The organism is Zobellia uliginosa, from assembly GCF_900156625.1.
Lineage (GTDB): Bacteria > Bacteroidota > Bacteroidia > Flavobacteriales > Flavobacteriaceae > Zobellia > Zobellia uliginosa.
Window position 1 is genome coordinate 1 of record NZ_FTOB01000019.1, and the last position, 14,333, is coordinate 14,333.

Genomic DNA, 14,333 nt, shown 5'->3' on the forward strand with positions numbered 1-14,333 from the left:
TACCACCGTTGAGAGCTGGAAAGGATTCAACTACCTATCATTCATAGTAATCGCCCTATAAAAATCAAACTAAAAAAGTTTAAATGAGTTCAATAACAAAGAAAAAATGAATCATCTATAGGGTTTTTGTTTTAAAGTTTGTTTTCAATATGTAACAACTTAAAATCAGAACAAATTAATTGATAAATTTTTAATGAAAAATGAAGCACAAAATTCCAAAAGAATTAGAAAAAGTTCCTATAGTGCTAGGGCTCGAATTAAAGAAAGTGATTTTTATCACTATTGCAGCGTTACTCTTTGTCTTTTTAATGGTTACAAATCTATTATTGGCATTAGTCTTTCCGATTCTGGTGGTAATCTATATTTATATAGCTAACAAATTTAAGAAAGAAGGAGAATTCTTGAATTATATAAAATATAATCTAAATCCTAAGGTAATCATATTTGATAAAACTATAGAAGAATTATTAAACAAATAAATTAAATACAGATGAAAAAATTACAAGTAACACTAAGAACTAAATTATTGATAACACTAGGGATGTTAAGTTTTTCTAATACCATTCTTGCACAAGCCGTTGATGGTCAGATTCAGCAATGGGGAGAAGAAATTAAATCTGCTTTGGATGCATCTGTATTAGTTTTTGCAATGGTTGGCGGCTTCATCATTTTTATCCAATACATGCAAGGAAATGAACAAGCCCAGAAAAACTTTATCAAATTTATTATAGGTCTTGCCATCTTTGGCTTGGTAGATCTTATAGCCACTATGTTTGTATAGTCGTGAACCCATAATGATAGTTTGAACCAAAAATTATTTTTGATTCTTTCTGCCAAACATTATGAAATAAGAGGTATCAAGTTTGACATTAACTTAAGTTGCTAGTTATACCTTCATTATCAAAATTATAGTCTCCTCTCCCTCTGGGAGAGGATTAAGATTAAGGTTTTCTATGTACGGCCCCTCATTTTAGCCCCTTCGCTCCACATGGTTCATTGCTATGCAATGCACTCCAAGGAGAAGGAACCCGAAAGGCTTATGAAAAAGTAACTAGCAACTTAAGCTACTACTAAAAAGATAATTATTTCTTTAAACAAAAATCAATACAAAAATGGATCTTAAATCTTTAAAAGACATACCTGCTACCTTTTCGATTGTAAAAAAGTCATTGTATATCTGTTTAGGGCTTTCTCTATGTATTTCAATAGGTAGTATGATTTGGTCATATTCTTTATGCACTGCCTATCTTAACACTACCTATATTGTAACTAACGAGGGTAAAGCTATTATGCTAAACAGTGCTAACAAGTATAAAGTAGATCAGTTTAGAAAACCCGAAATAGTAAATCATATTAAGGAGTTTCATAAACTATTTTTTGAAATAGATCAATTTGATTACGAAAAGAAAGTAAATAAGTCTTTACATCTTATAGGAAATTCTGGAAAGGATTTATACCTAACGCTCAAAGCAAAAAGATATTATTCTACCATAGTATCAAACAATCTCGAACATGAATTACATATTGATTCTATTCATGTAAATTATAAAACGTATCCATATTCGGGAGAATTTTTTGGAAAAGTGATTATTAAAAGAACAGATCAGAAGTTGGAAAACACCCAAAAACTACACTCATACTTTGAGCTAAAAAATGTGGCAAGAACCGAGGATAATCCACATGGATTGTTAATAGAGGATTATATTGTTAGCGGTCTGTAATTTCAAGAAATCGATTGTAGGATATTATGATATGAAGAAGGCAAAAGAGTTCAAATATGATAACAATCCCATTATTTGAAGCAAGTGTAGCTGTTGGTGGACGATTTAACCCGCAGATTTCCCCTATGGACTACATTTATCATATAACCCAAAGGTCGCAGGAGGCAAAAGAAGGAACTCTGTTTATAGCCCTATGTGGTAATCGATTAGATGGTTACGATTTTGTGCATGAAGCTGAACAAAACAGTGCTATTGCAGTAGTGGTTGAAAAAGAAATAAGCAATGTAAAAATAGCTCAAATATTACAGAGTTAAAGGGTATAATTGATTTACTGATTACCGTAGACGAGTATGCAAAGTATAATGGAGAAAATAGCAATCTATCAAATTGGGAGCATTTTGAAAACCCAACTTTGGCTGCAAATTACCTAAAGGAAGAAATTAAGAACAATGAGGTAATATTAGTTCAAGATTCTAACAGTGCAAGTCTGGATACTGTCGTAAATGTTCTTGAGGATAAATTCGGAGCGCATGGAAAACCTCAACCTCAAAACAGTATACATTATAATATATGCCATACTGCGCCTAAACGCCAGGCTACACATCTACGGAATCAATATCAAGAATAGTATTCCCAATAAAAACATCAATATAACATGCAGGAAATCAAAACAAGGAATCCCTATCTCGAAAATCTATTACATCAGATATTTGATAGTAACCAAGTCAATGTTTTAGATTCAAAACAAAACACTTCATGGATACTAACAGGGTTTGATCACAAAGATGTAGTACTTATACTGGATATTATAAAATCTAAGTACCCTACCATAGACTCCTATATCATTTCAGAAAATTTGTTTGAAGACACTGATTATATTTCAATTTCTGAATTAAAAACATTAAATAAGAAACAAAAGACCTGCGTTTATATTCTTCCTTCTGATAAAAGTGAAGATCTCCAGGATCTTGAACACTTACAACTTAATGAAATTTCCCATAAGGAACTTCAACAGCAATTGTTGGATGAATTGATTACTAGAATACCCGAAGAATTTACCCAATTAATTCTTGAAGATATCATAGGGTGTTTAAAGTACCTAAAAGATGAACCTCTACAAGACACTACTATCATCAATTATTTGACAGCACTAGAAACACAGGGATATACTGCGATACATATAGGAAATTATTTATATCTATTAGATTTAATCCCAGATGCTGATCTATTATTAGATACTACAAAAACACGAACTCGAATACATTCTAATCTAATCAGTGTAAATGTATTGGTAAAACATGAAAAAACACTTTATGATCGTATCCTAAAATTGCCAGTTCATAAAAATTCAATTCAAAGACATATAGTAGATTTCTTTAGGAATGAAGCCAATATTAAAACGGCTTCAGATTTAGTAAAAACTATTTTTGAGCACTATGAAATGCTTAACTTTTCTAATTGGAAAATCATTGAAGAAAACCTAAATCCTATTGCGCTCCCCTCAGAGCATGTAACGCCAGAGTATGACCTTTTAATAGGAAACTCTTCATCTACCCCACAGTTTGGATTGATTGGAGAGAGTATTAGTGGTAGAAAAGTCGCTATAGATCTTAGTGGAACTAATACCATTAGTTTGTTTGGGGTACAGGGGGGAGGTAAAAGTTATACCATAGGGACCATTACAGAAATGGTCATAAAGCAATTCAGCCACGTATGCGAACTTCCTTCCCCTCTTGCCGGTGTAATATTTCATTATAGTGAAAGCATGGACTATGAGCCAGAATTTACATCAATGATCTATCCCAATGATAAAGAAAAAGAAATTGAAAAATTAAAGCGACGATACGGGGCAGATCCCAGTTCATTAGAGGATGTTATCATTCTATGCCCCAAAGATAAGGTTAAAGAAAAGCAGTTAGAATATCCATCGGTACAAGTTAACCCCATATCTTTTAGCCCCTCAGAACTTAATGTACAGGATTGGATGTTTATGCTGGGCGCCCTTGGGAACGATGCTAATTATGTAAGGCAATTAAAAGCGATAGCCAAAAAACATAGAAAGAATATTAATCTGGATGTAATAGAAGAAGGAGTTCTATCTTCTTCTTTATTTACAGAATTTGAAAGAGGGCTAGCGCTACAAAAACTTGATTTTGCAAGAGAGTACATCGATGACTCCTCTAAGCTTAAAGATTTATTACGCCCCGGCAGGTTAATTATAGTGGATTTAAGAGATGAGTTTATAGATAAGGACGAGGCATTGGGACTGTTTGTTATTATATTAAATATTTTTTCTGGAGTTAAAATAGTTGATGGCAAACGTTTTAATAAGTTCATTGTCTTTGACGAAGCTCATAAATACATGGATAACAAAGATTTGACATCTAATATTGTAACAACAATCAGAGAGATGAGGCATAAAGGGGTAAATATTATGATTGCCAGTCAGGACCCTCCTAGTTTGCCAAAAGAAATTATAGAGCTCAGCTCAGTCGTACTTCTACACAAATTTAACAGTCCCCATTGGTTAGCTCATATCAAAAATGCACTGGCACAGCTAGAAATATTATCTCCACAAGATATGAATGTATTAACCCCTGGTGAAGGGTATCTATGGGCTACCAAGGCAACCGAAAAAGGAATTACACATAAACCCCTGAAGATAACAGCACGACCTCGTGTTACAAAACATGGCGGTGCAACATTACAGGCAACAGACAAAAAATAAAATATCCCCGCCGGGACTACCTTCTAAAGTGTGTAAACAAAAAAATAGCTGGGGCATGCCCCAGCTATTTTTTTGTTTGATTTTAAATATTTACACATTATGAAAAAAGCAGAATTATTCGACGATGGATTTTTAAAGAAGTTCAAGACCGGGGATGAACTCAACGGTTTTTTGAAGGGGCACCAAAAACGGGGTATCGAGAAGATGCTCGAAGGGGAGCTGGATGGTCATTTGGATTATGACAAACATCAAAAATCAAATCAGAGCAATTCGCGAAACGGGTTTTCCAAAAAGAAGGTACGCACTTCTTTCGGGGAATCCGAAATAGCCGCGCCAAGGGACAGGGAAGCTTCCTTTAACCCCAATCTTATGGAAAACCTCAACAGCAAGATCAGGAAGTACACCAAGAACAAGCTGTCCTTCCCGACCGACGAGGCCGTGATAAAATCCGTATATTTAGCGGTAAGGGAGGCCACGAAAAAGTGGTCCATGCCCATCAGGAACTGGGGCATCATTTTAAATCAGTTCCTTAGGATCTATGAAAAAAGGGTCGGACTTTAAATAAAGTCCAACCCCTGTTATTTTTAACTTACACAGTTTTTGGGATAGTGTCTTTAAATCACTTCATTATTAAAAATATCAAATTCTTATTCTTCTAGGGGTGAATACCTGCATATTTTATTCCTGTAAGTTTATACATATCACTGTTAAAAGTAGACAAATCTTCATGATTAAACTTTGAAATATCGTCATATCCACAGGTTCTCGCGATCACTTTTATAAGAGCATTAGTTGCTTCAAAATAATTGCATAATTGTTGAGCGGCAGATTCTATAATCAATCTATTTCTTAAAGATTTTTTTTGAGTAGCGATCCCAACCGGGCAGTTGTTGCTGTTACATGCCCTGATTCCAATACATCCAATTGCATACATAGCCGCACTTGCTACAGCAATTACATCTGCGCCTAACATTAATGCTTTGAAAAAATCATCTGCAGTACGCAGGCCTCCTGTAATAATAAGTGTAACATCTGTGGCTCCTTGTAGATCCAGGTATTTTCTTGCTCTTACCAATGCTGGAATTGTGGGAACATTAATATTATTTCTTATAATGGCAGGGGCAGAGCCTGTTCCACCACCACGACCATCCAAAATAATATAATCAACCCCCACATCCAATGCAAATTGGATGTCTTTTTCGATATGACTCGCGGCAATTTTAAAGCCAATAGGTATGCCTCCTGCTATTTTTTGAACCTTTTTGGAAAATGCTTTAAAATCCGCTACATTGTTTAAATCGGGAAAAGTTGCCGGAACAACTGCATCTTTACCTGCTTCTATCCCTAAAACGTCGGCAATTTCTTTACTTACCATACTACCAGGCAAATGACTGCTTATACCTGTTTTGGCACCTTGACCTCCTTTAAAATGAAATGCCTGAACTTTACTAAGCTTATCCCATGAAAAACCAAATTTGGCGGCTCCTAATTCATAAAAATATTTGGTATTGTTTCGCTGTTCTTCCCATAACATTCCTCCTTCTCCAGAACATATTCCTGTTCCGGCCATTTCTGCACCTTTGGATAATGCTATTTTTGCTTCGCGGGATATCGTACCAAAACTTATATCACTTACAATTATTGGAATATCCAAAACAAGAGGTTTTTGAGCATTTGGACCGATCACTACCTTTGTACTTACCTTTTGATCATCTGATAGTGGTTTTCTAGCTAATTGAGCAGGTAAAAACTGGATATCACTCCATTTGGGCAATGTATTTCTGTCTATTCCCATTGATACAGAAAAACCGTGGCTTCCAATAGTATTTAAATTATTTTTGGCCAGTTCCTTAACATATAATATGTCTGTTTCTGTATTTTCAGATTTTACATTAACAGTGTTCTCCAGATAATTTTTTTGGTAAAAATGTTGTGGGTGTTGTTTGAGATAATCATTGATCTCAACTTCATCAACATACAAATAATCGTTATCAACTTTAATAACAAACCTGTGCAAGTCTTTTTGTAGCTTGGATTCCAAAGTTTCTGTATCAAAAAAATACGTCACCCCATGTTCATCGTTGATAGATTTTTTATTAGTTTGTCGATCTGTAATTTGCGTACCTTGATAGAGAGATCTATCATAGAAAACCGAAATTTGTTTACCCTTTTTTGTAATAGTAAGCTCCAAACCATTCACAAATGCATGAGTGGGCCTATTGTTTTTCAACTCATCAAGTCTTGCTATAGGAACTGGTCTTTTGACCTTGTGTGTATAAAGAATATCCATGCTGAACCAAATTTAGAGAACCAAGATTTATTCAAAAAAATGGAAAATACATACGCTGTTATTCTTTATAAGTTGGATAACAGCGTATGTACATCAAGCATCCTTGATTTAAGATAAATCGATTATTCCAATAATACTAAATTACTGAGGCACATGGCATCCTTATAAACCACTATTTTTATGTAAGGATTAATAATAGTCTAACTATGGTTTATCCTTATTTTACCAGAAAACCATAGTTAGATTATGATATTAAAAATAATATCGCAAATCAACTTCTTAAAGTTTAAGAAACTTACTCGATCAAGTCTTAATTATTAATCTTGATAACCAGAAAAGTTCGTTTCATGTAACGAACATAAAAAAATAATTACAGAGTGTATCTGGCAAAATAGTAAATGGTTGCAACTCTATAAAAATTATCACCTTGCAAGTCTACGAGCTGTGTTTTTTCCTTGTCTTGAGTTTTGTGCGGCTTTTCCTGATGTTAATACCTGGTTAATTTCTTGGAGTGAAGAGGTTTTAAATGCGTCAAAGCTTTGATGAGATTTTTTTACAGTTATTATTTTTGGTTTTCCCGTTTGAACTTGTTGTGCTGTTACTACGGTAGGATCGTATACGAGTCCTGTTTTTTTTTCTCGAGTTAGTTCTATTGAGTCTCTAATCCTTGGTTTTTGTTGATGGGGCTTATCTTTGCTTGCGGTAAAATCACCTGGTCCAAAGGTATTACGACTAGGTTTTGATTGCTCTGCAGAATCATCATAGCCGTTGGTATTTATCTTGCACTTTGAAAAGAGAAGCTCATTGAATTCAATGCATTATCTTTTATGAAATAACCCTCTTTTTGGGGTCCCTTTTCCTTGTTCTCTTCTTTTATCTTCGTAATTCTTCATATGACCTATATTAGGACTCCTTTCAATTCCAGTTTTAGTAAAGCCATCAAAAGAATATAAATCCATTTGGGGATGATCATGTCCACATTCTCTATGTACGTGCCTTATTTCACTATCAGTAATTGGTTGTCTTTGTTTTTTTCCAGGATTTCCCGCATGACTTACAATACTTTTTTCTTTTTTGTCAAACTCAGAAGCTGTATTAAAATGAATTCTATTGCCATTATTAATAGTATAATCTATACCTAGTTTAGAAGTTCTTCTGAAAAATGCGTCATAAACCCAACGGTTAATATGTTCTTGATATTTTTCAGAAACACCTCTTTTAGAATCAAATGAATCTATAAGAGCTTTTTTTATTTCTTCTACAGAAGATTTATCCTTTAGTAGTCCATTTTTATGGAGTCGGTCTTTTGTTGGTTCAATATCTTCTCCACCTGATTTAACTTGTGCTATTTGTTTATCTAATTGTAAGTATTCAATATTGTCCTTTAAGAATTTTAACCATTCTTCGTTTTTAGCACGATTAAGACCTTGTCTAGGTTTACGAGTTTTTAACCATTCGATTAATTCAAAGTAATTTTCCATGTAGTCAGGCCCATCTGTTAATTTATCTGTTACTAATGAATTATCATTCAAATTATCTATAGTCAAAGGGTCATTATTCTTAGGATTTTGAGGGTCGTAAAAGGGGTTGTTTGTTTCTTTACTTATTTGAGACATGCCTTGATATCTAGCATTATGAAGGCCATAATGCAAATCTCCTTTATTGTGTACTGTTTTGTCTCTATTAGGAACAGATCCTGCTAATTGTTCTTCACTTTCTTTCATTTTCTTAAGTTTTTAATTATTTATTTTTGTTTCTTAAATGTTAAAAGCCTCTCTAAAGTATTTTCAAATTCTATACAAATGGACTTGATGGGTAGTAGTGAGTCCAAACATTAGAAAAGAGTAATCAGCTTTTTCAATTCCTTTTTGCAGATATCACAAGGACATTGCAAAAAAACTCCATTTGGATAATCAATATGTAGTTTGCCGAACGCTTACACTGGTTATACCTGACAACAAAAAAAATCGAAAAGAAGTGGGCCGATCCTTAACACAACTGGAGTCTTACAGTTCAACAACTTTATATTAAATTGGGAGAAAGCCCCCCTGATATTAAACACCCCTCCCTACTCCTCTTTTCTTTAATCTGCTCACTGGCACCTTAATTACTCCATCCGTAGTAGAAGATCGATTTCGTTTAGCTCTAGGAATACAAAATGCATTCATATCTATTTCTTGTTTCTTTGCTTTGGGAATACCTTCATCCTGACTTAATCCTCTCTCTACTTTTTCTATACTTCTCTTTCTTAGATTCTTTTCTTGCTTTTTTTCCTTGTTTCTTCCAATAATCTCTCCGCCTTTAATTAGTAATTTTACAATTTTATCTTTAAATGTATTGGATATACCTTTCTCTTCATTTATAGCTTTAATTGCTTCTTTTATGCGTTCCTCTGGTGTCTTTCTTTTTTTCTTTTCTTCTTTCTTTCCTTGTTTCCTTTCTTTCTTTTCTAGTTTCCTTTCTTTCTTTTCTTGTTTCTTTCTTTCTTTGTTTTCTTTATTTGAAAACAAAGCCTTAATAGGTCCAAAGGTTTTCATAGCCATATAGCCTACTCCTCCTATAATCATGGCACCACCCACTATTGGCCCTCCGGCAAAAGCACATACGATCCCTAAATATATCATAGTAGAACTTACTGATATACCAACAGCACTTTCACTAAGGCTTTTTTTGGGGATCTCACCAGCAGCCGAGTTACTCATAGGATGTCCCCCTTGGTTAGGCACTTGTCCTTGTTGATTAGTGGGCTGGTTAGGTTCCCTTATATTATCTAAAGGATTAGTCGCCTCGTCGGATGTATTATTGGGTTCAGATGTTGGACTGCTCATTGTATTTGTTTTTAAATATTTATAAATAGAAGGTTTCTTCGATCATAGATTGAATAAATTCATTACCGTATTGATCGGCTCCTTTCTTTTTTGTTTCCTGTATTGGGTATTAGAGTTGAGCTTTTTGATTTGAATCACGGTAAGGATTTTAAACCATCTCTAAACTCATAATTAAGATATGCTCTATGCTATGGATTTGGGTAATAAAAAGTTATATTACCTAATAAAAATAAATTCACTCCTCCTGTTAAACTGGTTCTCATTTTCTGTACAATCCTTACCGCAATCAGCAATAGGATTTGATTGGCCCAATGCTTCTATGGTAATTCTATCAGGGGCTATCATTCCTTTTTCTACAATATAATTCTTGGTCGCAATCGCTCTCTTTTCACTTAGTCTCTTATTATGGCTATTCTTCCCTTTGTTGTCTGTATAAGATTTAATCTTAATTTTAAGTAGTGGGTTACTCTTTAATACTGTAATAACTTTTTGAATTTCAATTTCTGCATCAGAGCGAATCTTAGCAGCATCTATATCAAAATAAATAGGAGATAATTCTAAAATATCATTAAGAGCGTCCCCGGCAAACACTATTGATTTTATATGTCCTTTTCCGTGGTTTAACTTAATAGATAATTCAATGTTTTTTTTAGAGGAACGACTTGTATATAAAATTTTCTCTGTAAGATAATATGAAAATTTACTTACCCGAATCAAGTGTTCATCAGAGCCTTGTAAGTCAAGTTGATAATACCCATTTTCGTCTGATATAGTATGGGCTATCTCATTAAAATCTTTATCTAATAATTGCACAGTACACGATTGAACGGCTTTATTTGTTCTTGAATCGATAATTTTACCATGTACATATTGTCCACAATTAAAAACGAGATCCTTCTGTTGTTTACATTTATAGATATCAAAATTGTCCTTGATATTATCCATAAAATTTCGATTACTTGCAAAATACCCCTGTTTTGTTTTGTCATCTATTATAAATGAGGTATCATCATGGATACTGTTAATAGGTTTACCTAGGTTGATAGGCTCTTGATATTTACCCTGGTAGTATTTACTTACAAAAATATCCAATCCACCGAGACCAAAATGTGTATCACTGGCAAAATACAAGTCTCCATTTTTTGCTATAAAAGGAGATGTTTCATTACCTAGTGTATTTATAGTATTTCCTAGGTTATAAGGTTTTCCAAATGTGCCATCCTCTTTGATATCTACCGCAAAAAGATCAGATTTTCCTAGACGGCCTGGCATGTCGCTTACAAAATATAGTTTCTTTCCGTCTGGACTTAATGCCGGATGCGAAACAGAATATCGATTACTGTTAAAAGGCAATTTCTTACTATTTTTCCATTTTCCGTTTTTTACCGTCGCTCTGTATAGTGTCTTGGGCATTGTAGCCATCGGGAGCTTACTTTTCTTGTTGTTTATCTTATTACTTCTAGAAAAATAAACGGTATTGCCATCTTTTGTATATACCATAGAGGATGCATCAAATTCGGTATTGATTACATCCGGTTTTTTTTCAGCATTAATCCCTGATACCTCGTATGAGGGTTGATACTTTGTATTATTTCCATCGGCAGAAAGAACGTAGCTGTCAGACGAAAAAATAAGCTTCTTGTTGGACATGAACTGTGGTAAAAAATCTAAGTTCACAGAATTATACTTAAAATCAAGCAAACTAAATCTTCCCGATTGTTTTTCTATTAAATTAATATAATCAGTCTCTCTTTTTTTAAGTATAGAGCTAAAATCTACTCCTTTTCGATGATAATACTCCCGCATAGCATCATAAGCTTCGTTGTATAGTTTCATGACCTTGAGACTCTGTGCATATCTAAACAAATAATCATCCTCATAATCGCTATATTTTGTGATCAATTCCGCATACCACTCTACAGCATTCTCCAGCTCTCTTTCTAAATAATAAGTATCTCCTATTCTTTTGAGTACATGTGCCGACTTATATCCATTATTAGCTACCTGTAGATATATGTTTCTAGCATCCGTATACTCTAATTTATTGAATTTTTTATCTGCTTCTTTAACTCTTTTCATTTGCGAAGTACCTACAGAAAAGCATAAAAGGGTAAACCCTATAAACAAAAGTAAATTCCGTCTCATTTCAATTAATTTTTTATGTTATACTTGTATCGAATCTATTTTCTATAGGAACTCATTTAAACTTTTTTAGTTTGATTTTTTCAGGGCGGTTACTATGAATGATAGGTAGTTGAACCCTGTCCAGCTCTCAACGGTGGTATCGAACCTGTTGAGCGGTGACCTGAAACTGTCGACCCATGCGTTGGTGCGTTCCACGGCATATCTCTGGGCATAAAGGTCTTGGTCAAAATATTCGTCCCCTGTCATCCACACTGCCGTTACGTTTGTTGAAACATATATTGGCATTGATGCCCCTTCTTGCACAGGCCGATCGAAAATCCTTGGAGTCGAACCCCGCATCGATGTTGAGGAAGAGCCCCTTTTCGGTAAAGGTATATATGGGACGATCTCCAATTCTATGGTATCTTTGTCAAGTACCTTGTACATGGGTTATGATAGTTGCGTGTGCTAACACAAATGTCCGTAGCCCTATCTTTCGATCCGAAAAAAGTTTAAATCACTTCAAATTGATTTTGTAAAATATTTTAATCTTTTTATACAGAAATTGTGATAACCTGCATTGATTATAGATATTACACTTAAAGATATTTAATATCCTTATCTGTTTGCAATGGCCCTGCTCTTATCATTTATTTTGTTTTTTTGATATATTTAAAAAACAAATGAAGTCATAGAAACCCTATTTTTTTATTTTTTTAATTGTGCTTTTAAAAAGGCCCATTGATCTTATCTTCCCCATATCGGGCATCGTTTTCTAAAATATTTATACTTATAACTATTTTTTAAGTAGTACCTTTTTGTTTGAGATTATCGAAAAATATAATTGAGTTTTTTTTACAAAGAAGTAGGAAAGTCAAGTATAGCATTTTGACACTGCCCGTGCTATGCTCGCCAAACTGTCCTGGGTAAACCGCTATGGTCTATACTCAGCTAAGTACAACTTTTATATTGTGCCAGAAAGTAAAAAAGGCGTTTTATTACAGTTATTTCAAATGAGAAATGGTATTAAAAAAACCAAGTGTACAAACCATAAAAGAGATCTTGAAATGACACATTGGAAACTATCATAGAATCAAAGAAAAAACTTTCGGTTATATCGCGATGAGTTTGATATAGTCTTAATAGAAGATATCCTAAAAATAATATTTGGCAAACTGGTAATAGCAATTACAACTAGTAGTGATTAAGTGGATACACAAATGAGTTTATACTATAAAAAGGCTCAAGTTCATGGATGTACTTTTTTTGATCACCCTCTGTTTATTCTTACAAACTACCTATACAGGGTTCATATTAAACTATACAACATAGTTTATAAAGAAAGCCCCAGGCATTTATACACATTCATAGAGAGTCCTTTAAATTTTTAAAAAAAATAATGCTAAAAAACATAGGGTCCTTTACATGTTATTTGTTTTTAAAATGAAGACATCTCTTCTTCAAAAAACTATAATATTAATTATTAAACATATTCATCATGATCACAAATCAGAATTTATCAATAGCCAATAAACAAAAAAGAACAAGACAATTAATTAACAATCTTATGGCTTCGCAAGAAGTTAGGGAGAAAGTTATACAGCAGTTAGAAAAATCTATCAAACTTACTATTTAAATCATAAGTAAATAATAATGCTTGTGGCATTTATATTTAAGAAAATAGAAATTTTTAATCTGAGCATTGTTTTTTGTATCTAACGAAGGGTCGATACAATTTTGCTTCATTCCATTACAAAAAACACTCAGTTTAACAGTTTTTAGTTTAACCTTCTTGTATCAAACTTAGAGTATAAGGTTTTAATGAAACCGAAAAACAAAGTTTTTCCTTTCTGATATATAAATTACAAGTATTGTAATCGTCAATTTGTTATTTCATCGCAATCAAAAATTAGATGAGAGACAAACAAATCTTATTAAATATAGTCACTTAAAAAAATAATATTATGAATGAAGAAAATATTTGGAAAGGGTCTCCTTCTCAATGGATCAATTTTGGGTTTTACTTGCTATGCATCCCACTTACTCTTGTTTTTGGATTGGGTTTATTATTAGCTATTTGGAAATATTTTGATACTCATCTGCATAAATTTGAGATAACAGATCAACGTATATTAGAACACAAGGGTATTTTTTCTAAAACAACGGATGAGATAGAACTCTATAGGGTTAAAGACCTTAGGCATGAGCAACCTTTTTTCTTAAGATTGGTTGGATTATCCAATATTGTATTAGACACTACCGATAGATCTAATCCTGTTCTTCAAATCAAAGGACTAGCGCAAGGGCACCTACTTAAGGAACAATTAAGAGTCGCAGTAGATCAAAGAAGAGACATCAAAGGTGTAAAAGAAGTAGATTTTAAATAATAGCCTTTACCATAACTCGTATAAGTAAAAAAGCCGAGGGTTTCAAACTCTCGATATTTTTTGTTTAATTTCAAATTTCCCACAGAGATAAAAAGAAGAAAACCTATCCTTTTTATACTGTTTATCATTTTAATGTAAGCTTCCCCTAATTAGAACTGCCTAGTTTTCTAAAACTTCATTAAAGTTATTGTTTTTAATTCTTTTGGGGCTAGCCCCAAAAGAATTAAGTTCCGCATATTTTACGGGCGGTATTTT

At 33.4% G+C, this 14,333-nt stretch carries 11 protein-coding genes and 1 pseudogene; 7 read left to right on the forward strand and 5 right to left on the reverse strand.

Annotated elements, in window-relative coordinates:
- Positions 1–200 precede the first annotated feature (200 nt).
- The 6 genes from BW980_RS21930 (at position 201) to BW980_RS21960 (ending at position 5,010) form a co-directional block, all read left to right on the forward strand.
- Complete coding sequence (locus tag BW980_RS21930) at positions 201–479, forward strand: hypothetical protein (protein ID WP_013994429.1); 279 nt, start codon at positions 201–203, stop codon at positions 477–479.
- Between the two features lie 11 nt (positions 480–490).
- Positions 491–781: a hypothetical protein gene (locus BW980_RS21935; protein WP_139327770.1), complete on the forward strand. Its 291-nt coding sequence runs from the start codon at positions 491–493 to the stop codon at positions 779–781.
- A gap of 331 nt (positions 782–1,112) precedes the next feature.
- The gene (locus BW980_RS21940; RefSeq protein ID WP_076457294.1) at positions 1,113–1,721 is read left to right on the forward strand and encodes a hypothetical protein; all 609 of its coding nucleotides are present in this window, start codon (positions 1,113–1,115) and stop codon (positions 1,719–1,721) included.
- Between the two features lie 56 nt (positions 1,722–1,777).
- Positions 1,778–2,035, forward strand: coding sequence for a Mur ligase domain-containing protein (locus BW980_RS21945; protein WP_076457295.1), 258 nt, complete (start codon positions 1,778–1,780; stop codon positions 2,033–2,035).
- A 341-nt stretch (positions 2,036–2,376) separates the two neighbouring features.
- On the forward strand, positions 2,377–4,449 hold the full coding sequence (locus BW980_RS21955) for an ATP-binding protein (RefSeq protein WP_076457297.1): 2,073 nt from the start codon (positions 2,377–2,379) through the stop codon (positions 4,447–4,449).
- A gap of 99 nt (positions 4,450–4,548) precedes the next feature.
- Positions 4,549–5,010: a transposase gene (locus BW980_RS21960; protein WP_076457298.1), complete on the forward strand. Its 462-nt coding sequence runs from the start codon at positions 4,549–4,551 to the stop codon at positions 5,008–5,010.
- A 94-nt stretch (positions 5,011–5,104) separates the two neighbouring features.
- Here BW980_RS21960 and BW980_RS21965 read toward each other — a convergent pair whose 3' ends face one another.
- The 5 genes and pseudogenes from BW980_RS21965 to BW980_RS22715 form a co-directional block, all read right to left on the reverse strand.
- Positions 5,105–6,739 carry an FMN-binding glutamate synthase family protein gene (locus tag BW980_RS21965; protein WP_076457299.1) on the reverse strand — a complete coding sequence of 545 codons (1,635 nt, stop codon included), beginning with the start codon at positions 6,737–6,739 and terminating at the stop codon, positions 5,105–5,107.
- An 818-nt stretch (positions 6,740–7,557) separates the two neighbouring features.
- Positions 7,558–8,463 (reverse strand): hypothetical protein, encoded by a 906-nt coding sequence (locus tag BW980_RS21970; RefSeq protein WP_076457300.1) that lies wholly within the window; start codon positions 8,461–8,463, stop codon positions 7,558–7,560.
- A 330-nt stretch (positions 8,464–8,793) separates the two neighbouring features.
- The gene (locus tag BW980_RS21975) at positions 8,794–9,567 is read right to left on the reverse strand and encodes a hypothetical protein (RefSeq protein ID WP_076457301.1); all 774 of its coding nucleotides are present in this window, start codon (positions 9,565–9,567) and stop codon (positions 8,794–8,796) included.
- A gap of 216 nt (positions 9,568–9,783) precedes the next feature.
- The gene (locus BW980_RS21980; RefSeq protein WP_076457302.1) at positions 9,784–11,712 is read right to left on the reverse strand and encodes an OmpA family protein; all 1,929 of its coding nucleotides are present in this window, start codon (positions 11,710–11,712) and stop codon (positions 9,784–9,786) included.
- A gap of 66 nt (positions 11,713–11,778) precedes the next feature.
- Positions 11,779–12,070 (reverse strand): annotated as a pseudogene (locus tag BW980_RS22715) (IS5 family transposase); the annotation flags it as partial.
- A gap of 1,585 nt (positions 12,071–13,655) precedes the next feature.
- Here BW980_RS22715 and BW980_RS21995 point away from each other — a divergent pair.
- The gene (locus BW980_RS21995) at positions 13,656–14,078 is read left to right on the forward strand and encodes a PH domain-containing protein (protein WP_076457305.1); all 423 of its coding nucleotides are present in this window, start codon (positions 13,656–13,658) and stop codon (positions 14,076–14,078) included.
- Positions 14,079–14,333 lie beyond the last annotated feature (255 nt).